Raw genomic sequence first — 19,836 nt, 5'->3', positions numbered from 1 at the left:
GCCTCCACCATGAGCCGTCGTTCCCTGCGCTGGACCTTGCTGGTCGCCCTGCTGGCCGCCGGCGCTGCGGCGCTGGTGCTGGCCTTCCTGCTGTCGGTGGCCACCAGCAACCGGGCGGCGTACGAGCGCCACTTCGGCTGGCTGCTGTGGGTCAACATCGGCATCGCGGTGGCGCTCGGGCTGGTGATCCTGACAGCGCTGTGGCACCTGGCCTGGCGGGTGCGGCGTGGCAAGTTCGGCAGCAAGCTGCTGTTCAAGCTGGCCGCGATCTTTGCGCTGGTGGGCGTGGTGCCGGGCGCGCTGATCTACGGCGTGTCGTACCAGTTTGTCTCGCGCAGCATCGAGAGCTGGTTTGACATCGAGGTCGAAGGCGCGCTGGAGGCCGGCCTCAACCTGGGCCGCAGCACGCTGCAGATCCTGGTCAACGACCTGGCCACCAAGACCCGCATCGCCGCCGAACGCGCCAGCGATTCCCCCGAGCGCCAGCAGGTGCTGGCGCTGGAGCGCCTGCGCGAGCAGCTCTCGGCGCAGAGCGTGGCGCTGCTGTCGGGCAACGGCCAGGTGCTGGCGCTGGCCGGCGGCTCGCTGGGCGCAGCGCTGCTGCCGGACCGGCCCAGCAGCGTGGTGCTGCGCCAGGCGCGCACCACCCGCGTCATCTCGCAGCTCGAAGGCCTGGACGACGAGGTGTCGGCCAGCTCGGCCAACACCGCGCCCAACACGCGTGCCCGCATCCGCGCGCTCGCCTGGTTGCCCTCGAACGACATCACCCTCAGCCGCGACGAGCGCTACCTGCAGGTCACGCAGGTGGTGCCGCCCGAGCTGGCGGCCAACGCGCTGCGCGTGCAGAGCGCCTACAGCGAGTACCAGCAGCGCTCGCTGGGCCGCGAGGGCCTGCGCAAGATGTACATCGGCACGCTGACGCTGGCGCTGATCCTGGGCGTGTTCAGCGCACTGCTGATGGCCGCCGCGCTGGGCCACCAGCTCGGCCGGCCGCTGGTGGTGCTGGCCGAGGGCGTGCGCCAGGTGGCGCGCGGCGACCTGAGCCCCACCGAGGTGTTCTCGTCGCGCGACGAACTCGGCAGCCTCACCCGCGCCTTTGCCGACATGACCCAGCAGCTGGCCGACGCACGCGGGCTGGTGCAGCACAGCCTGGTCGAGGTCGAGAGCGCCAAGACCCACCTGCAGACGCTGCTCGACCACCTCAGCGCCGGCGTGATCCTGTTCGATCTGGCCGGGCTGATCGACACCGTCAACCCCGGCGCCACGCGCATCCTGCGCATCCCGATGGCCGACTGGCGCGGTCACCCGCTGGGCGAGATTCCAGGCCTGGCCGACTTTGCACTGGCCGTGGAAAAGCACTTCGCCACCCAGGCGCACGAGCCTGACGGCGCCGAACGTGGCCACTGGCAGGAAGCCTTCGAGCTGCGCAGCCCCGACGGCAGCGCCGCGCTGACGTTGCTGGTGCGCGGCGCGCTGATGCCCGAAGGCGCGCGGCTGATCGTCTTCGACGACATCACCGACGTGGTCTCGGCGCAGCGCAGCGTCGCCTGGGCCGAGGTGGCGCAGCGCGTGGCGCACGAGATCAAGAACCCTCTCACGCCCATCCAGCTCTCGGCCGAGCGGCTGCAGCACAAGCTCGAAGCCAAGCTCACCGGCACCGACCAGCAGCTGCTGGTGCGATCGGTGGGCACCATCGTCGCGCAGGTCGAGGCCATGAAGACGCTGGTCAATGAGTTCCGCGACTATGCCCGCCTGCCCTCGGCGCAACTGGTGCCGCTGGACCTCAACCACCTGGTCGGCGACGTGCTGGGGCTGTACGCGGCACAGCAGGAAAGCGGCCGGCTCGAAGCCCAGCTGTCCGGCGGCCTGCCGCTGCTGCTGGGCGACACGACCCAGCTGCGCCAGGTCATCCACAACCTGGTGCAGAACGCGCTGGACGCGGTGGCCGAGCGGCCGGAAGGCCACGTCATCATCCGCACCGAGGCCGCGCATGACAGCGAAGGCCGCCTGCAGCGCGTGCGCCTGAAGGTCATCGACAACGGCCCGGGCTTCTCTGACAAACTCCTCAAGCGCGCCTTCGAACCCTACGTGACCACCAAGGTGCGCGGCACCGGCCTGGGCTTGGCCGTGGTCAAGAAAATCGCAGAAGAGCACGGCGCGCGCATCCGCTTGGGTAACCTCGCCGATGACGCTGGCAGCACCGGCACCGAGGCGCGTCCGGGTGGCGCGCAAGTTTCGATATCATTTTCACGCTGGGCCTTGGGTGCGGGGACGCCCCCAGACAGCGTTGTCGGTCCCCTTCACCCCCAGTCCCCCACCGTGAGCGTGTCCTGATCCCGAAATGGCCAACATCCTAGTCGTCGATGACGAAATGGGCATCCGTGCCCTGCTGCAAGAAATCCTGACCGACGAAGGCCACCACGTCGATCTGGCCGAAAACGCCGCCCAGGCGCGCGCTGCGAGAGAGCGCCAGCGCCCTGATCTGATCCTGCTCGACATCTGGATGCCCGACGTCGATGGCATCACCCTGCTCAAGGAATGGGGCCACAGCGCCATGCTGGGCATGCCCGTCATCATGATGTCGGGCCACGGCACCATCGACACCGCCGTGGAAGCGACCAAGTACGGCGCCATGGCCTTCCTGGAAAAACCGATCACGCTGCAGAAACTGCTGCGCGCGGTCGAACTCGGGCTGGTCAAGCCGGCGGCACCCAAACCGGCAGCATCAAGCCCTCCGGCCCTGGGCGCCCTGCCCGTACAGCCCTATGACCGCGACAACATCATCGTGGAAGCCCCAAGCGCCGGGGTCTGTCACACCATCAACGCGGCCCCGGCCCATCACGCCACCCACGCCGAGCAGAGCTTCGCGCTCGACCGCCCACTGCGCGAGGCGCGCGATGCCTTCGAGAAGGCCTACTTCGAATTTCACCTGGCGCGCGAGAACGGCAGCATGACTCGCGTCGCCGAACGCACCGGCCTGGAGCGCACCCACCTCTACCGCAAGCTCAAGCAACTCGGCGTCGACCTCAGCCGCAACAAGCGCAGCGGCAATTAAATTCTCCCGACACTGGACAAGCCCCGATTAGTTGATATACTTGCGGGCTTGCGTGGCCTGGTAGCTCAGTTGGTAGAGCAGCGGATTGAAAATCCGCGTGTCGGTGGTTCGATTCCGCCCCAGGCCACCAAAAATGCGGGATTAGCTCAGTTGGTAGAGCGATACCTTGCCAAGGTATAGGTCGAGAGTTCGAGTCTCTTATCCCGCTCCAGACGTTTCAAGCAAAACGCCAGCCCTCACGGGCTGGCGTTTTGCTTTGTGCGCTTGAAACCCGGCTTAGAAGTTGTAGCGAATGCCCACGCCCAACGCGCGCGGGTCGTCACCGGCGTTCACGACGGCGGGGAAGTTGTCCGCGCCGGCGAACGAGGCCTTGGCCTTGGCGCTGTTGTTCAGGCGGGCGAAGTACGAATACACCGTGAACTGCTTGTCCAGTGCGTAGTCGGCTTCGAGGGCCATGCCGCTGATGCCGTCGTTGGCGTTCGACGACGATTCACCCGACTTGCCGAAGCTGGCCTTGAGCGTGATGGCGCTGTCGAGGGCGTAGGTGCCGGTGGCGATCCAGTTGGTGGTCTTCTTGCCGGCGCTGTTGCTCAGCACGCTGTAGGCCATGCCGGCGGTCCAGGCGTCCACCTTGGCACCCAGGGTCATCTTGGCGGCCTTCATCTCGGCGCCGGCAGCGGTGGCCGTCGGGGCGATGAAGTTCTTCTGGCTCTGGTACGCCGCGCCGGCGTTGAACATGCCGTCGTTGTACTCGACCGACGCGCCCATGGTGGGCCTGGAGATGGCGGGCACCGTGGCCGTGGCGGCCACCTTGGCTTCGTCCGGCGAGTACGCCAGCTTGCCCACCACGTTCATGAACTTCGGGCTGGTGTAGAGCAGCACGTTGGTCTGACGGGTGTGGACGTTGTTGAACACTGCGTTACCGAGCGCCACGCGCGAGCCCTTGCCATGCACCAGGATTTCGGCCAGATCGCCTTCGCCCCACAGGCCATAGGCCGTGCCTTCGAGCGACTTGAGAGGCATGTCGTGCGTGCCGACCAGCAGCGCGCCAGCAGCCACGCTCTTCACGCCGACAAAGCTGTTGCGGCTGGCGAAGGTCTTGCTCTGGGCGGTGTCGTCCGGTGCGACGCCGGTTTCGACCTGGAAGACGCCGCTCAGGTCAGCGCCGAACTTGCGCTCACCACGGATGCCCAGGCGCGATGCCATGTTCTGGACCGCGTTGCGGTTGACCGAGCCGTTGCTGTTGTTTTCCAGGGCCAGGTCCACGCGGCCGTACCACGTGAAATCGACCGCCTGGGCGGACACGGTCGCCGGCACAGCGGCGATGGCCAGCAGCGCGGCGAGGGATAGAGCGTTCTTGCGGATTTGAAGGGACATGATCAACGTCGGTGTGTTGGGAATGAACGAATGCGGCCAGGCGCATTGCGACAACACAGACGTTAAAAAGATGGCATGTCCTGGCCGTGACATTGACGCGTGCGCGCCACAGCGTGCCGCTCGAAGCTCGACGGCTGCGGAAACAGGCGCTGCAGCGACTCGCGCACCTGGGACAGGCGCGGGTCGTGGGGATGGGCGTTGTCGGTGGTGTCGTTGATGCAGAAGAAGTCCACCGCGCCGAACAGCGACGCCAGCAGGTCGAGCTGATAGCCGATGTCGGCGTCGCCCGTCGACACGTACAGGTGGGTGTGGTCGCGCATGCGGGCCAGGCCGTGCGCCAGCGCCCAGCGGATGACGAAGTCCGACACGATGGTCGGCTTGTCCCAGGTGCGAAACACCGTGGAGCGCACCCGGGCGAACAGGTCGGGGGCGAGACGTTCCAGCTCGAACAGCACCGACTTGAGCATCGGCCGGGGCGAGTGCGCGAAGGTGCAGAAGGTGTGCGTGTAGCCGGGCACGCGCACGAATGCCTGTGCCTGTGCCTGTGCCTGTGCCTGTGCCTGCGCCGACGACTCGGCGCGCGGCACGCTCAACCACTGGTGCGACAGCCGGCAGGCGTTGTCCATCGAGTTGGCGTCCTGGCGCAGTGGCTCGTCGGACACGGGTGGGTCGTTGGACCAGGCGGCGTAGATGCCGCCGTCCCAGAACCAGTCATCCACCTGAACCGGCGCGCCGAAGAAGACATCGTCGTTGAGGTAGAAGAACCGCTCCGACAGGTTCGGGATGCGGTGGATGTACGACTCGATGTTGCCGGAGTCGAAGGTCGGCAGCGACGCCCCAGGAATCAGCTCACGGTGGTCGATCACCGTCAGCCGGTCGCTCGACTGCAGCCAGGCCGGCCGCTGGTCATCGGTGACGAGGTAGACGTGGCCATGGGCTGGAAAGAAGCGGTCGAGCGCACGCAGGCTGTAGCGCAGCTCGTCGTTGTCGCGGAAGCGGCCCTCGACGTTGCCGTACAGGCCGATGGCGTCGCGCCGGCGGGCGGACAGCGCCTCGGCGGCCTGGTGGCGCTTGATGCGCCAGGCCGGGTCATTGCCATCGACCCAGAGGTAGACGATGTCGATGGGCGTGTCGTGATTCATGCAGGGAACAGCAAAGGAAACGGAACAGGCCAGACGGCTCAGGCCGACGCGCTCTGCACGTGGGTGCGGATCTGCTCGGCCAGGAAGCGGTAGAGCCGCTCGTCGTCGCTGAAGGCGACGTTGAAGCGCAACCAGCCCGTGGGGCGCGGCTCGGTCAGGAACAGGTGGCCGGGGCCGAGCAGCACGCCGGCGCCGACCGCCTGCTGCGACAGATCGATGCAGTCGGTCAGGTCCGGGTGGCGCGCCCACAGGTACATGCCGGCCTTGGGCTCGCTGAACAGCTCGAAGCCCAGCCCGATCAGCCGTTGCGCCACCGCGCCGTGTGCCTGCGCCAGCCGGTCGCGCAGCGACTTGAGGTGCTTGCGCCAGCGCCCTTCCGACAGCGCGCCGAAGGCCAGCCGCTCGGTCAGGTCCGACGAGGTCAGGCCCGACACCATCTTGAGCTGCGCCACCTCATCGAGCAGATCCGGCCGCGCCACCAGATAACCGACCCGGATGTTGGGCGAGATGGTCTTGGAATAGCTGCCCACATAGACCACGCGGCGCAGCTGGTCGAGGCTGGCCAGCGTGGGGCGTGGCTCGGGGTCGAGGTCGGCGTAGATGTCGTTCTCGATCACCGCCAGCGCGTGCCGCTCGGCCAGCTGCAGCAGGCGGTAGAGCTGCGCCACCGGCGCGACCGAGTTGGTCGGACTCTGCAGGCGCGGCTGGGTGAAGAAGGCCACCGGCCGGTGCTCGACCAGCAGCGCCTCCAGCGCGGCCAGGTCGTAGCCGCCGGGCGTGCGCGGCACGCCCACCAGCCGCGCACCCAGGAAGCGCAGCATGAACATCAGGTTGGGGTAGCCGGGCTCGTCGACCAGCACCGTGTCGCCGGGTTTGACCAGCCGCCGCGCCACCAGGTCGAGCGCCTGGCTCGACCCTTGAGTCAGCAGCACCTGCTCGGCGTCGACCGCGATCTGGCGCTCGGCCAGCGATTCGGCGATCAGCACGCGCAGCGCCATGTGGCCGTAGGGCAGGCCGTAGCCGCCCAGCTCGGCGCCGTCGCTGGCCAGATGGCGCAGGCTGCGGCGCACGCCGTCCTCGAACAGCCAGTCGTTGGGCAGCCAGCCGCAGCCGGGCTTGAGCTCGAGGTTGCGGTTCTCGAAGATCTGGCGCAGGTACCAGCGCGCGTCGAAGCGCAGGTCGGTGCTGGGCAGCGCTTCGCCGGGCTGGGCAGCCATGCCCGCCCCCACGCCCATGCCTGCACCCGCCCGCTGCTTGACGAAGAAGCCGGCATTCGAGCGCGACACCACCCAGCCCTGCGCCACCAGCCGGTCGTAGGCCTCGACCACCGTGAACACGCTCACCGCATGCGAGGCGGCTAGCGCGCGGATCGACGGCAGCTTGGTGCCGGGCCGCAGCGCCTGCTCGGCAATCAGGCGCCGGAAGCCGTCGACGATCTGACTGACCAGCGGCGTGGTCGATTCGGGATGGAGGGTGATCATGCGCAGGAGAGGGCCGAAGGGGCCCGGATGCACCGCATCAGGGCAAGCATGTACAGGCGGTGATGCCTGCACAGTACACCCGGCAAGGGCGAAAGCTGTACATGGTATTCGCGCCGCATCGTGCCTACAGTGGCCGGCAATGACTGCTGCCAACCACTGCCGGGAAACGACATGCACCGCGAGCCGCAAATGATGACCCACGCCACGCCCACCAGCAACGCCAGCCTGATGGCCCGCCGCCGCGAGGCCGTGGCGCGCGGCGTCGGCCAGGCGCACGAGATCTTCATCGCCCGGGGCGAGAACGCCGAGATCTGGGACGTCGAGGGCCGGCGCTACGTCGACTTCGCCGGCGGCATCGCCGTGCTCAACACCGGCCACTGCCACCCCGAGATCATCGCGGCGGTCAAGGCCCAGCTCGACGCCTACACCCACACCTGCTTCCAGGTCGTGGCCTACGAGCCCTACGTCGAACTGTGCGAGCGCCTCAACGCGCTGGCACCGGGCCAGTTCGCCAAGAAGACGCTGCTGCTGACCAGCGGCGCTGAAGCGGTCGAGAACGCCGTCAAGATCGCCCGCGCCTACACCAGGCGTCCCGGCATCATCGCCTTCAACGGCGGCTACCACGGCCGCACGCTGATGACGCTCGGCATGACCGGCAAGGTCGCGCCCTACAAGACCGGCTTCGGCCCCTTCCCCGGCGAGGTCTTCCACGCGCTGTTCCCGAACGAGCTGCACGGCGTCAGCGTGGCCGACGCACTGCACTCGGTCGAGCTGCTGTTCAAGAACGACATCGAGGCCGACCGCGTCGCCGCCTTCATCGTCGAGCCGGTGCAGGGCGAGGGCGGTTTCTACATCGCGCCCAACGAGTTCATCGCCGGCCTGAAAGCGCTGGCCGACCAGCACGGCATCCTGCTGATCGCCGACGAGGTGCAGACCGGCGCCGGCCGCACCGGCACCTGGTACGCCAGCGAGCAGTGGCCGGTGGCGCCCGACCTGATCACCAGCGCCAAGTCGCTGGCGGGCGGCTTTCCGCTGTCGGCCGTGATCGGCCGCGCCGACGTGATGGACGCGCCCGGCCCCGGCGGCCTGGGCGGCACCTACGCCGGCAGCCCGCTGGGCTGCGCCGCCGCGCTGGCGGTGCTGAAGGTGTTCGAGCAGGAACAGCTGCTGGCGCGCAGCCAGGCGCTGGGCGCGCACCTGATCGAAGGGCTGAAAGCCATCGCCGCCAAGGTCCCGGCCATCGGCGACGTGCGCGGCCTGGGCGCGATGGTGGCGATCGAGCTGTTCAAGAACGGCGATGTGAATCAACCGGACGCTGACCTGACCAAGCGCGTGGTGACCGAAGCCGCCCAGCGCGGCCTGATCCTGCTGTCCTGCGGCACCAGCGGCAACGTGGTGCGCATCCTGGTGCCGCTGACGGCCGCCGACGCCGTCATCGACGAAGGCCTGCAGATCCTGGCCGACAGCTTTGCCGCCGTGGCCTGAGGCCGGCTCTTTTTCCTGACGCACCCTCCATTGCCGTGACCGATCTCAGCGTGCCCTTCGCCACAACAGCAGCCAAAACTGCGGCCACCCCTGCCGCCAACCCGGCGACCGCCGCCACCCCGCTGGTGCGCTTTGCCGGCGTGCAGAAGACCTACGACGGCGTGCAGCTGGTGGTGCGCCAGCTCGACCTCGACATCCGCCGCGGCGAGTTCCTGACGCTGCTGGGGCCGTCGGGCTCAGGCAAGACCACCACGCTGATGATGCTGGCGGGGTTCGAGTCGCCCACCGCCGGCGACATCCTGCTCGACGGCCGGCCGATCACCGGCACGCCGCCGCACAAGCGCAACTTCGGCATGGTGTTCCAGAACTACGCGCTGTTCCCGCACCTGACGGTGGCGCAGAACGTTGCCTACCCGCTGACGGTGCGCAAGACGCCGCGCGACGAGATCGCCCAGCGCGTGGCGCGCGCGCTCGACATGGTGCGGCTCAAGAACATGGACGGCCGCCTGCCGGCGCAGCTCTCGGGCGGCCAGCAGCAGCGCGTGGCGCTGGCCCGCGCGCTGGTGTTCCAGCCGCAGCTGGTGCTGATGGACGAGCCGCTCGGCGCGCTCGACAAGCAGCTGCGCGAGCACATGCAGATCGAGCTCAAGGAGTTGCACCGCCAGTTGGGCGTGACCTTCGTCTACGTCACCCACGACCAGAGCGAGGCGCTGACCATGAGCGACCGCGTCGCGGTCTTCAACGACGGCGCGATCCAGCAGATCGACGCGGTCGACCGCCTGTACGAGGCGCCGAGCAACCGCTTCGTGGCCAGCTTCATCGGCGACAGCACCATGCTGGGCGGCACGCTGCGTGGCACCGATGGCGCCAGCTGCGACGTCGAACTGCCTGGCGGCCATCGCCTGACGGGTCTGAACGTCAACAGCGCTGCCGTGGGCGCGGCGGTGCAGGCCTGCATCCGGCCCGAGCGCATCGCCGTGCACCGCCAGCCCGTCACTGACAGGCCCAACGTGCTGCCGGCGCAGGTGCACAACGTGATCTATTTCGGCGACCACCTGCGCCTGCTGTGCCAGGTCGGCGACGGCCAGCCGGCGGCCACCGTCAAGCTGCCGCTGTCGGCGCCGGTCGTGCCCCGGCCCGGCGACAGCGTCTGGCTGGAACTGGCTCCCGCGCTGACGCGGGTCTACGCCTGACGCCCGCACGGCACCCGACCCGTTCCCCCTTGTTTTTCAACCCCTCCGGAGAAGTCGACCCCATGAACAAGAGCATCCTGGTTTCTGCCCTGGCCGCCGCGCTGTCGCTGCCGGCGCTCGCACAACAGATCACCGTCGTCAACTTCGGTGGCGCCAACGCCAACGCGCAGAAGAAGGCGTACTACGAGCCCTTCGAGAAGACCGGCACCAAGGTCGTCGCGGTCGAATACAACGGCGAGCAGGCCAAGATCAAGGCCATGGTCGAGACCAGGAAGGTCACCTGGGACGTGGTCGAGGTCGAGTCACCCGACGTGGCACGCGGCTGCGACGAAGGCCTGTTCGAGAAGCTCGACTACAGCAAGATCGGCAACAAGGCCGACTTCAACCCGGCCGCCGTCACCGAGTGCGGCGTCGGCGTCTTCATCTGGTCGACCGTGATGGCCTACAACGGCGACAAGCTCAAGGACGGCCCCAAGACCTGGGCCGATTTCTGGGACACCAGGAAGTTCGCCGGCAAGCGCGGCATGCGCAAGGGCGCGCGCTACAACCTCGAATTCGCGCTGATGGCCGACGGCGTCAAGACCGCCGACGTCTACAAGGTGCTCGCCACCAAGGAAGGTGCCGAGCGCGCCTTCAAGAAGCTCACCGAACTCAAGCCCAGCATCCAGTGGTGGGAAGCCGGCGCGCAGCCGCCGCAGTTCCTGGTCGCGGGCGACGTGGCGATGACCACCGTCTACAACGGCCGCATCGACGCGGCCAACCGCGAGGGCAAGAACCTCAAGATCGGCTGGACCGGTGGCATCTATGACCTCGACTACTGGGTCATCCCCAAGGGCACGCCCAACAAGGACGCCGCGATGAAGTTCATCGCCTTCGCCAGCACGCCCGAAGCGCAGGCCGTCTACGCGCAGAACATCGCCTACGGCCCGACCAACAACAAGGCGCTGGCCAAGTTGGACGCCAAGGTGCTGGACAACCTGCCGACCTCACCGGCCAACGCGAAGGATTCGCTGCAGTTCAACCTGAAGTTCTGGGCCGACCAGGGCGAGGACCTGGAAAAGCGCTTCGCCGCCTGGGCGACGAACTGAATGCACTGATGTGAACCCGCTCCCCCTTCACCGGGGGAGCCCTGAGCACCCATGAATTCCGCCACCCTGCCCTCGCCTGTTCCGGTGCCCTTGCCCGGCCTGCGCCAGCAACTCGCCCGCGCGGAGCGCCAGCGCCAGTGGCGGGCCTTTGCGCTGACACTGCCGCTGCTGCTGTTCCTGCTGCTGACCTTTCTGCTGCCGATCGGCGCGCTGCTCAAACGCGCGGTCGAGAACCCCGAAGTCGCCAACGCCCTGCCGCGCACCGTCGTGGCGCTGCAGGACTGGTCGCGCGACGGCCTGCCCGCTGCGCCCGCCTTTGCGGCCATCGCCCAGGACCTGGCCGCGCTGCCCGAGAGCGCCGACGCCGGCGCGCTGGCCCGCCGCCTCAACAGCGAGGCACCCGGCGCACGCTCGCTGGTCATGACCACCTACAAGGCGATGCCGCTGGAGGCCGGCACCGCGCCCGCTGATGCGCAGGCCCGCCTGCTCGCCATTGATGAGCGCTGGGGCGACGTCAAGTACTGGCACGCCATCGCCAAGAACGGCGCGCGCTGGACACCCGACTACCTGCTGACCGCCGTCGACCTGCGCCGCAGCCCGCAAGGCGCGCTGGAGCGCATCGAGCCCGAGCAGCGCGTGTTCGGCCGCATCCTGCTGCGCACCTTCGAGATCAGCGCGGTCGTCACGCTGTTTGCGCTGCTGCTGGGCTACCCGCTGGCCTACTGGCTCAGCACCCTGAGCGCCCGCCAGGCCAATGTGCTGATGATCCTGGTACTGGTGCCGTTCTGGACCTCGATCCTGGTGCGCGTGGCCGCGTGGATCGTGCTGCTGCAGTCCGAGGGGCTGGTCAACCACGCGCTGATCGGCCTGGGCGTGCTGCAACAGCCGCTGGCGCTGCTGTTCAACCGCACCGGCGTGGTGATCGCGATGGTGCACATCCTGTTGCCCTTCATGATCCTGCCGCTCTACAGCGTCATGAAGAGCGTGCCGCCGACCTACCTGCGCGCGGCGGTGTCGCTGGGCAGTTCGCCGCTGGCGGCGTTCTTCCGCGTCTATGTGCCGCAGACCTACGCCGGCATCGGTGCGGGCGCGCTGCTGGTGTTCATCCTGAGCATCGGCTACTACGTCACGCCCGCGCTGCTGGGCGGCGCCGACGACCAGATGCTGAGCTACTACATCGCCCAGTACACCAACGTCACCGTCAACTGGGGCATGGCCTGCGCGCTGGGCGCGCTGCTGCTCACCGCCACGCTGGTGCTGTACGCCGTCTACCGCCGTGTCACCAAGTCTGAACTGAGCCTGGGCTGAACCGTGATCTCTATCGCCAAACTGATGCCGCAGTTTCCGGCCTACGCCACGCCGCTCGACAAGGCCGGCTGGTGGGCCTTGCGCCTGCTGTGCATCGGCGTGCTGGGCTTTCTGCTGTTGCCGATCCTGGTGATCATTCCGCTGTCGTTCAGCAGCAGCTCCTTCCTGGTCTACCCGATTCCGGGCTGGTCGCTCAAGTGGTACGCCAACCTGTTCGAGTCGGCCGAGTGGGGCCGCGCGGCGAAGAACAGCTTCATCGTCGCGCCGGCGGCCACGCTGATCGCCACCACGCTGGGCACGATGGCGGCGGTGGGCCTGTCACGCGCCAACTTCACCGGCAAGGGCCTGCTGATGAGCCTGCTGATCGCGCCGATGGTGGTGCCGATCGTGGTGGTCGGCGTCGGCACCTACCTGTTCTTTGCGCCGCTGGGGCTGGCCGACAGCTACCTGGCGCTGATCATCGTGCACGCCGCGCTTGGCGCGCCCTTCGTGCTGACCACCGTGCTGGCCACGCTGCAGGGCTTCAACCACAACCTGGTGCGCGCCAGCCTGAGCCTGGGCGAGAGCCCGCTGCGCACCTTCTTCCGCATCACGCTGCCGGTGATCGCGCCGGGCGTGATCTCGGGTGCGCTGTTCGCGTTTGCCACCTCGTTCGACGAGGTGGTGGTCGCGCTCTTCCTGGCCGGCCCCGAGCAGCTGACGCTGCCGCGCCAGATGTTCAACGGCATCCGCGAGAACATCTCGCCCACCATCGCTGCCGTCGCCACGCTGCTGATTGCCTTCACCACCAGCCTGCTGCTGGTGCTGGAGTGGTTGCGCGGGCGGCGGCGCTGAAAACCGGCGCAGTCACGACATGAGCGGCACGAACGACATGACCGAGCGCAACCAACCCCTGTCCGGCAACGCGATGCCGCGCTTCGGCGGCATCGCCACCATGATGCGGCTGCCGCTGGCCACCTCACCGGCCGGGCTGGACGCGGCCTTCATCGGCGTGCCCTTCGACATCGGCACCAGCCACCGCGCCGGCGCGCGCTTCGGGCCGCGCCAGATCCGCGCCGAATCGTCGCTGCTGCGGCCCTACAACATGGCCACCGGCGCGGCGCCCTTCGACACGCTGCAGGTGGCCGACCTGGGCGACGTGGCGATCAACACCTATTCGATCGACAAGTCGATGGGCGTGATCACCGACTTCTACGCCGCCGTGCTGGCCGCCGGCTGCAAGCCGCTGACGATGGGCGGCGACCACACCATCGCGCTGCCGATCCTGCGCGCGCTGGCGCGCCAGCACGGCCCAGTGGCGCTGGTGCACGTCGACGCGCACGCCGACGTCAACGAGCACATGTTCGGCGAGCCCATCGCCCACGGCACGCCGTTCCGCCGTGCGGTCGAGGAAGGCCTGCTCGCCGGCGACAAGGTGTTCCAGATCGGCCTGCGCGGCACCGGCTACGCGGCCGACGACTTCGACTGGCCGCGCGCGCAGGGCTTCACCGTCGTGCCGGCGCACGAGGTCTGGTACCAGTCGCTGGCGCCGCTGATGGCGCGGGTGCGCGAGCGCATCGGCCCGCACCACCCGACCTACATCAGCTTCGACATCGACGGGCTCGACCCATCCTTCGCCGCCGGCACCGGCACGCCCGAGATCGGCGGGCTGACCGTGCCGCAGGGGCTGGAGATCATCCGCGGCTGCCGCGGGCTGAACGTGATCGGCGGCGATCTGGTCGAGGTGTCGCCGCCTTACGATCCGTCGGGCAACACCGCGCTGCTCGGCGCCAACCTGCTCTACGAAATGCTCTGCGTGCTGCCGGGTGTGCGTCAGCGCTGAGCCCCCGCCCCTCGAATTCACCGAAAGACACCCATGAACTCCCCGATCTCTCCGCTGGCCGCCCTGGCCGACCCCAGCCTCCTGAAGACCCAGAGCCTGATCGACGGCGCCTGGGTCGACGGCCCAAGCCGATTCGCCGTCCACGATCCGGCCACCGGCGGGCATCTGGCCGATGTTGCCAACCTGGGCGCGGCCGAGGCCACCACTGCGCTGGCCGCCGCGAACCGCGCCTGGCCGGCCTGGCGCGCCAAGACCGCCCGCGAGCGCGGCGCCATCCTGATGCGCTGGTTCCACCTGCTGCACCAGCACGCCGACGACCTCGCCCGCATCATGACCGCCGAGCAGGGCAAGCCGCTGGCCGAGGCGCGCGGCGAAGTCATCTACGGCGCCAGCTTCATCGAGTGGTTTGCCGAGGAAGCGCGGCGCGTCTACGGCGAAACGATTCCGACCACCGACAACAACAAGCGCTACCTCGTCATCCAGCAGCCCATCGGCGTGTGTGCGGCCATCACGCCGTGGAACTTTCCGATCGCGATGATCACGCGCAAGGTCGCCCCCGCGCTGGCCGCCGGCTGCCCGGTGGTGATCAAGCCGGCCGAGCAGACGCCGCTCTCGGCCCTGGCCGTGGCCGAACTGGCGCAGCGTGCCGGCATGCCGCCGGGCGTGCTCAACATCCTCACGGCCGACGCCGAGCAGTCGATCGCGGTCGGCCAGGTGCTGTGCGCCAGCGACGTGGTGCGGCACCTGTCCTTCACTGGATCGACCGAAGTGGGCCGCATCCTGGCGGCGCAGTGCGCGCCGACCATCAAGAAAATCAGCCTGGAACTCGGCGGCAACGCGCCCTTCATCGTGTTCGATGACGCCGATCTGGACAGCGCCGTCGAAGGTGCGCTGGCCAGCAAGTACCGCAACGCCGGCCAGACCTGCGTCTGCGCCAACCGCTTCTACGTGCAGGCGGGCGTGTACGACGCCTTCGTCGCCAAGCTGGCGGCCAAGGCCGGTGCGATCCAGCTGGGCAACGGCTTCGAGGCCGGCGTCAGCCAGGGGCCGATGATCGACGGCGCCGCGCTGGCCAAGGTCGAGCGCCATGTGGCCGATGCCGTCGCCAAGGGCGCCACCGTGCTGACCGGCGGCGAGCGCGTCGGCGAGCGCTTCTACGCCCCCACCGTGCTGGCCCACGCCACGCCCGACATGCTGTGCGCGCGCGAGGAAACCTTCGGCCCGGTGGCGCCGGTGTTCCGCTTCGAGACCGAGGCCGAGGCCGTCGCGCTGGCCAACGACACCGAGTTCGGCCTGGCCAGCTACTTCTACAGCCGCGACATCGGCCGCATCTTCCGCGTCGGCGAGGCGCTGGAGTACGGCATGGTCGGCATCAACACCGGCCTGATCTCGACCGCCGAGGTGCCGTTCGGCGGCGTCAAGCAGTCGGGCCTGGGACGCGAGGGCTCGCACCACGGCATCAGCGACTACCTGGAAATCAAGTACCTGTGCATTGCGGACGTTTTGAAGTGATGAAGTGACGTTCTGAGGCGAAGCGCATACAAAGTTTTATCAGCTCAGGAGGGCCGAAGCTGATAAATCCTTAAGATGACTGATCCTCACGCGTCAGACCTTCGCTGTTTCATGCACTACCTCCTCGGCGTCGTGGCCCTGCTCTGGGGCCTTTTTTTTGTGCCGTCAGCGGCAGCCGAGGATCTGGTCATCTCCCGCGCGGTGCTGGAGGACGCGACGCACGACTTGTCCATCAGCGACGTGGTCGGGCGCGAGTTCCAGCCCATCGGCGTCTCGCTGGTCAAGGGCTACACCGAATCGGCCCACTGGCTACGCCTGCAGGTGCGGGCGCCCGTCAGGGGCAACGAGGTGGTGCTGCGCATCTACCCGACCAACCTCGACGAGGTGCAGCTCTATGAAGCCGGCCCGGACGGCTGGCAGACCCGGGTCACCGGCGACCGCTATCCCTACGCCGAGCGCGACCGTGCCGCCACCGTGCTGAGTTTCGTGGTCGACATCCACGCGCCACAGGCGACCTACTACCTGCGCCTGCAGACCAGCGGCCTGTCGCGGCTGCATGTGGTGGCACTGGAGCCGCACGAGGTCCAGCGCCTGGAGTTACACCTGAGCCTGGTGTGGGACGTCTTTCTGGGCGTGATGCTGTGGGCGCTGGTGTGGGCGCTGCATCACTACGCCATGGAGCGCGAGCCGCTGGTCGGCCTGCTGGCGCTCAACCAGGCGGCCTTCATCCTCTACAGCATCACGATCATGGGCTACATCGCGCTGCTGGTGCCGGCCAGCGCGCCGCAGTGGGCCGACACCCTCAGCTCGGTCCTGATCTGCGCTTCGCAGTTCACCAGCGTACTGTTCACGCGCAGCCTGCTCGGGCGCTACGAGCCGGCGCCGTGGCTGATGCGCGGCTTCGATCTGCTGCTGCTGGCGTTTCCGCTGCAGCTGCTCTGCCTGGCCTTGGGCCAGGCCCAACTCGCGCTGCAGTCGAACGCGCTGCTGATCGTGGTGTCGCGCGTCTACTTCACGGCGGTGGCGTTCTCGGCGCGGCAAGAAGGCACGCCCAGCCTGCGCTTCATGCGCCACGCGCACGTGGTGCTGATGCTGCTGACGACGCTGATCGTGGTCAGCCACGTCGGCTTGCTGCCGGTGCCGGACAGCCTTTTTGTGTCGGCCATGTTCCTGATCGTCTACAGCATCACCAACAGCAGCCTGCTGGTGGCCGTGGTGCATGCGCGCCTGAAGGCGGTGCACCGCACCGCGGAACAAAGCTCGCTGGCGCTGGCGCTGTCCGAGCAGGCGCTCGATCTGGAGCGCACGCACCGGCGAGAGGCCCAGCACCTGGCGCGCACCGACTTCCTGACCGGGCTGACCAACCGGCGCCACTTCGTCGAACGGGCTGAACAGGCGATTGCCCGTGCCCTGCGCGAGCAGCAGCCGCTGGCGCTGCTGATGATCGACCTCGACCACTTCAAGGCGCTCAACGACACGCTCGGCCACGGCGTCGGCGACGTGGTGCTGCAGCGCGTGTCGCAGCGGCTGCAGCAGACGCTGCGCGAGGGCGACATCGTGGGCCGCATCGGCGGCGAGGAATTCGCCGTCGTGCTGGTGGACGCCGACACCGAGCGCGCCATGGCGCTGGCGCACCGGCTGCGCCGCGCCGTCGCCGACACGCCCTGCGAACCCCTGCGGCACGATGACCACCCGACCGACGGCCACGGCGTGCGCGTCACCGTGTCGCTGGGGCTGGCCGAGCTGAAAGGCCGCCACATTCCCCTAGGCCAGCTGCTCAAGGAAGCCGACCAGGCCCTGTATGTGGCCAAGGCCGGCGGCCGCGATGCGCTCAAGCTCCATGACGAGGAAATCGGCCAGCGGGCCCAGCTGCGCGCGCAGATCACGCAGGAACTGGCCACTGCGCTGGAGTACGGCGAACTGAGCCTGGACTACCAGCCGGTGTTCGGCGCCGATGGCCGGCAGCCGGTCTCGGTCGAAGCGCTGCTGCGCTGGAACCACCCGCGCCTGGGCCGGGTGCCGCCGCAGACCTTTGTCGACGTGGCCGAAGACACCGGCCTGATCGTGCCCATCGGCGCCTGGGTGCTGCACCAGGCCTGCCACGACGCCATGCGCTGGCCGCAGCCGCTGAAGGTGGCGGTCAACCTGTCGGTGCGACAGCTGCACAGCCACACCCTCATCGACGAGGTGAGCGCCGCGCTGGCGCAGAGCGGCCTGCCCGCACATCGGCTCGAACTGGAAGTGACCGAATCCGCGCTGGCCCGGGAGGCCTCGGCCGCCGGCGCGCTGGACGCCCTGCGGGCGCTGGGTGTGGGGCTGGCGCTGGATGACTTCGGCACCGGCTTCTCGTCGCTGGCCTATCTGCAGCGCTTCCGCTTCGACCGGCTCAAGATCGACCGCGCCTTCGTGCTGCCGCTGCAGTTCGCCGACAACCACACGCCGGTGGCGCTGGTGCGCGCGGTGATCGACCTGGCCGGTGTGCTGGGCCTGAAGTGCACCGCCGAAGGCATCGAGACCGCGGGGCAGCTGCAGATCCTGAGCGAGCTGGGCTGCGGCGCCATGCAGGGCTTCCACCTCGCCCGGCCGATGGGCCGGGACGCCGTGCGCGAGTTTCTGACCGACGCGCACCGCCCGGTCGGCGCAACTGCCTGACGCCTCAGGCCACGCAGACCCGGTCGCGGCCCGCCTGCTTGGCGGCGTAGAGCGCCACGTCGGCGCGCTGGATGGCTTCGGTGAGCGATTCATCGACCGCGAGTTGCGCCACGCCAATCGAGCACGTCACCTGCAGGATCTGGCCGTCGCTGAGCCGGTGCGGCACCCGGCGCATCGCGTCGCAGGCCGACTGGGCGATCGCCACGCCGCGCTCCAGCGACGTGCCGCGCAGGCAGAGCAGAAACTCCTCGCCGCCGAAGCGCAGCACCTCGTCGCTCAGGCGCACGGCCTCGCGCAGCGCGGCAGCGGCGTTCTTCAGCACGCGGTCGCCAGCCTCGTGGCCGTGGGTGTCGTTGACAGCCTTGAAGTGGTCCAGGTCGATCAGCGCGACCACGGTGGGCGGCTGGTGTTGCGGCTGATAGCGGCCGATCTCGCGCGTGAGCGCCTCCAGCGCATGGCGGTTGCCCAGGCCGGTGAGCGCGTCGGTCATGACCGCCAGCCGCAGGGCGCGGTTGGTGCTGGCACGCGCCAGGATGGCGCCGAACATGTCGCTGATGGACTCGAAGAACTCCACCATCGCCGCGTCGAAATAGTCGCTGCGGTCGGCGTAGACCACGAACACGCCGCTCTGCTGGTCGCCCACCGCGCGCAGCGGCAGGCACAGCACGCTGCGGATGCCGTGCTCGCGCGCCGCCACCCGCCACGGCCCCCACGGCGCCAGCCGCGAGATGGTGAACGGTGCGCTGCGACGCCCGGCCAGCGCACCGAAGGACGGGCCCTTGGCCGTGAGCCAGTTGCGCTCGATCACCAGCTGCTCGCCCCAGGCCGAAGCGCGGCCGGCATAGACCTGCGGGTGGATCGCGGCGGTATCGCTCGGGCCGAACCAGCTCCAAGCCAGCGGCAGGTGCGCGGAGGCCTCGGTCAGCGCCACGCAATAGCGGCGCACCACGGCGCCGGCCTCCAGCTCGGTGTGGATCACCTCGGCGGTGGTGCGCAGCAACGCCTTGGACAGGTTCGCGATCTCCCGGCGCGGGTCCCAGGCGGCAGCGGTGGCGTCCGGGGGCATCTCGGGGGGTCGACGGGAGACAAGGCGGTTCATCCTGCTCCTATCGGCAGAAACCGCGCCGGGTTGATCCCGGCAGCAGCCTCAGGCGCCCCGAATGCCGCCGCAGCGGCAAGCCGTCACGCCACGCGCAGCCGCGCTGCGCCCGGCACGCTTTCCACGACGGCACCGATGGGCGCCGCCGCCGCAAAGCCATGCGCGCGGAAGACCGCCAGCACCGCGTCGACCGCGTCCGGCGTGCACGACACCAGCAGGCCGCCGCTGGTCTGCGGATCGGTCAGCAGCGCGCGGTCGACCTCGGCAAAGCCGGCCGGCAGCGCGATGTCAGCGCCATAGCCCGCCCAGTTGCGGCCCGACGCGCCGGTGATGTAGCCCTGCAGCGCCAGCTCGCGCACGCCGGTCAGCAGCGGCACGTCGGCCCAGTCGATGCGCACCTGGCAGCCGGCACCGCGCGCCAGCTCCAGCGCATGGCCGGCCAGGCCGAAGCCGGTGACATCGGTCAAGGCATGCACGCCCGGCAGCGCGGCCAGGTCCGGGCCGGGGGTGTTGAGCTGGGTGGTGTTGGCGATCATCTGCGCGTAGCCGGCCTCGCCGAGCTGCTCTTTCTTGAGCGCCGCCGACATCACGCCCACGCCCACCGGCTTGCCCAGCACCAGCA

15 protein-coding genes and 2 tRNA genes are annotated in these 19,836 nt (G+C 68.8%); 12 read left to right on the top strand and 5 right to left on the bottom strand.

Annotated features, from left to right (window positions below):
- Nucleotides 1–9: 9 nt before the first annotated feature.
- The 4 genes from AC5IG3_RS00085 to AC5IG3_RS00070 all read left to right on the top strand — a co-directional run bounded on the left by AC5IG3_RS00085 (nt 10) and on the right by AC5IG3_RS00070 (nt 3,266).
- Nucleotides 10–2,334 (top strand): sensor histidine kinase, encoded by a 2,325-nt coding sequence (locus tag AC5IG3_RS00085; protein WP_491896787.1) that lies wholly within the window; start codon nt 10–12, stop codon nt 2,332–2,334.
- Between the two features lie 7 nt (nt 2,335–2,341).
- Entirely contained in the window at nt 2,342–3,055 is a 714-nt protein-coding gene (locus AC5IG3_RS00080; RefSeq protein WP_491896786.1) for a response regulator, read from the top strand.
- A gap of 54 nt (nt 3,056–3,109) precedes the next feature.
- A tRNA-Phe gene (locus AC5IG3_RS00075) sits at nt 3,110–3,185 on the top strand.
- 5 nt (nt 3,186–3,190) lie between these two features.
- Nucleotides 3,191–3,266 (top strand) — tRNA-Gly (locus AC5IG3_RS00070).
- Between the two features lie 65 nt (nt 3,267–3,331).
- Here the strand turns inward: AC5IG3_RS00070 and AC5IG3_RS00065 are convergent.
- The 3 genes from AC5IG3_RS00065 to AC5IG3_RS00055 form a co-directional block, all read right to left on the bottom strand.
- Nucleotides 3,332–4,432 (bottom strand): porin, encoded by a 1,101-nt coding sequence (locus AC5IG3_RS00065; protein ID WP_491896785.1) that lies wholly within the window; start codon nt 4,430–4,432, stop codon nt 3,332–3,334.
- A 62-nt stretch (nt 4,433–4,494) separates the two neighbouring features.
- Nucleotides 4,495–5,574 carry a Stealth CR1 domain-containing protein gene (locus AC5IG3_RS00060; protein ID WP_491896784.1) on the bottom strand — a complete coding sequence of 360 codons (1,080 nt, stop codon included), beginning with the start codon at nt 5,572–5,574 and terminating at the stop codon, nt 4,495–4,497.
- Nucleotides 5,575–5,612: 38 nt separating this feature from the next.
- The gene (locus AC5IG3_RS00055; protein ID WP_491896783.1) at nt 5,613–7,055 is read right to left on the bottom strand and encodes an aminotransferase-like domain-containing protein; all 1,443 of its coding nucleotides are present in this window, start codon (nt 7,053–7,055) and stop codon (nt 5,613–5,615) included.
- Between the two features lie 171 nt (nt 7,056–7,226).
- On the opposite strand from AC5IG3_RS00055, the gene gabT reads away from it, so the two are divergent.
- The 8 genes from gabT (at nt 7,227) to AC5IG3_RS00015 (ending at nt 18,115) form a co-directional block, all read left to right on the top strand.
- Entirely contained in the window at nt 7,227–8,540 is a 1,314-nt protein-coding gene (gabT, locus tag AC5IG3_RS00050) for a 4-aminobutyrate--2-oxoglutarate transaminase (protein ID WP_491896782.1), read from the top strand.
- A gap of 122 nt (nt 8,541–8,662) precedes the next feature.
- On the top strand, nt 8,663–9,733 hold the full coding sequence (locus AC5IG3_RS00045) for an ABC transporter ATP-binding protein (RefSeq protein WP_491905010.1): 1,071 nt from the start codon (nt 8,663–8,665) through the stop codon (nt 9,731–9,733).
- 62 nt (nt 9,734–9,795) lie between these two features.
- Entirely contained in the window at nt 9,796–10,821 is a 1,026-nt protein-coding gene (locus AC5IG3_RS00040; RefSeq protein ID WP_491896781.1) for an ABC transporter substrate-binding protein, read from the top strand.
- Between the two features lie 51 nt (nt 10,822–10,872).
- On the top strand, nt 10,873–12,129 hold the full coding sequence (locus AC5IG3_RS00035; protein WP_491896780.1) for an ABC transporter permease: 1,257 nt from the start codon (nt 10,873–10,875) through the stop codon (nt 12,127–12,129).
- 24 nt (nt 12,130–12,153) lie between these two features.
- Nucleotides 12,154–12,963: an ABC transporter permease gene (locus tag AC5IG3_RS00030; protein ID WP_491905009.1), complete on the top strand. Its 810-nt coding sequence runs from the start codon at nt 12,154–12,156 to the stop codon at nt 12,961–12,963.
- Nucleotides 12,964–12,982: 19 nt separating this feature from the next.
- The gene (gene speB / locus AC5IG3_RS00025) at nt 12,983–13,951 is read left to right on the top strand and encodes an agmatinase (protein WP_491896779.1); all 969 of its coding nucleotides are present in this window, start codon (nt 12,983–12,985) and stop codon (nt 13,949–13,951) included.
- Nucleotides 13,952–13,984: 33 nt separating this feature from the next.
- The gene (locus AC5IG3_RS00020; protein ID WP_491896778.1) at nt 13,985–15,463 is read left to right on the top strand and encodes an NAD-dependent succinate-semialdehyde dehydrogenase; all 1,479 of its coding nucleotides are present in this window, start codon (nt 13,985–13,987) and stop codon (nt 15,461–15,463) included.
- A 111-nt stretch (nt 15,464–15,574) separates the two neighbouring features.
- A complete protein-coding gene (locus AC5IG3_RS00015) occupies nt 15,575–18,115 on the top strand; it encodes an EAL domain-containing protein (RefSeq protein ID WP_491896777.1) in 2,541 nt (846 codons plus the stop codon).
- Nucleotides 18,116–18,119: 4 nt separating this feature from the next.
- Here the strand turns inward: AC5IG3_RS00015 and AC5IG3_RS00010 are convergent, their stop codons facing one another.
- Together AC5IG3_RS00010 and selD are read right to left on the bottom strand one after the other, a co-directional pair.
- Nucleotides 18,120–19,214 carry a GGDEF domain-containing protein gene (locus AC5IG3_RS00010; RefSeq protein WP_491896776.1) on the bottom strand — a complete coding sequence of 365 codons (1,095 nt, stop codon included), beginning with the start codon at nt 19,212–19,214 and terminating at the stop codon, nt 18,120–18,122.
- Nucleotides 19,215–19,297: 83 nt separating this feature from the next.
- The coding region (gene selD / locus AC5IG3_RS00005; protein ID WP_491896775.1) for a selenide, water dikinase SelD at nt 19,298–19,836 on the bottom strand (539 nt) is incomplete at its 5' end.

Source organism: Leptothrix sp. (in: b-proteobacteria), assembly GCF_965250675.1.
Lineage (GTDB): Bacteria > Pseudomonadota > Gammaproteobacteria > Burkholderiales > Burkholderiaceae_C > Sphaerotilus.
The sequence above is the reverse complement of the archived record's forward strand: the minus strand, read 5'-3'. Positions and strand labels throughout refer to the sequence as shown.

Excerpts from the sequence above, each read along its gene's own strand:
- AC5IG3_RS00085 (WP_491896787.1), top strand. The coding sequence starts at position 10 with ATGAGCCGTCGTTCCCTGCGCTGGACCTTGCTGGTCGCCCTGCTGGCC.
- AC5IG3_RS00015 (WP_491896777.1), top strand. The coding sequence starts at position 15,575 with ATGCACTACCTCCTCGGCGTCGTGGCCCTGCTCTGGGGCCTTTTTTTT.
- AC5IG3_RS00080 (WP_491896786.1), top strand. The coding sequence starts at position 2,342 with ATGGCCAACATCCTAGTCGTCGATGACGAAATGGGCATCCGTGCCCTG.
- AC5IG3_RS00030 (WP_491905009.1), top strand. The coding sequence starts at position 12,154 with ATGCCGCAGTTTCCGGCCTACGCCACGCCGCTCGACAAGGCCGGCTGG.
- AC5IG3_RS00020 (WP_491896778.1), top strand. The coding sequence starts at position 13,985 with ATGAACTCCCCGATCTCTCCGCTGGCCGCCCTGGCCGACCCCAGCCTC.
- AC5IG3_RS00055 (WP_491896783.1), bottom strand. The coding sequence starts at position 7,055 with ATGATCACCCTCCATCCCGAATCGACCACGCCGCTGGTCAGTCAGATC.
- AC5IG3_RS00065 (WP_491896785.1), bottom strand. The coding sequence starts at position 4,432 with ATGTCCCTTCAAATCCGCAAGAACGCTCTATCCCTCGCCGCGCTGCTG.
- AC5IG3_RS00010 (WP_491896776.1), bottom strand. The coding sequence starts at position 19,214 with ATGAACCGCCTTGTCTCCCGTCGACCCCCCGAGATGCCCCCGGACGCC.
- AC5IG3_RS00060 (WP_491896784.1), bottom strand. The coding sequence starts at position 5,574 with ATGAATCACGACACGCCCATCGACATCGTCTACCTCTGGGTCGATGGC.
- AC5IG3_RS00040 (WP_491896781.1), top strand. The coding sequence starts at position 9,796 with ATGAACAAGAGCATCCTGGTTTCTGCCCTGGCCGCCGCGCTGTCGCTG.
- speB (WP_491896779.1), top strand. The coding sequence starts at position 12,983 with ATGAGCGGCACGAACGACATGACCGAGCGCAACCAACCCCTGTCCGGC.
- AC5IG3_RS00035 (WP_491896780.1), top strand. The coding sequence starts at position 10,873 with ATGAATTCCGCCACCCTGCCCTCGCCTGTTCCGGTGCCCTTGCCCGGC.
- gabT (WP_491896782.1), top strand. The coding sequence starts at position 7,227 with ATGCACCGCGAGCCGCAAATGATGACCCACGCCACGCCCACCAGCAAC.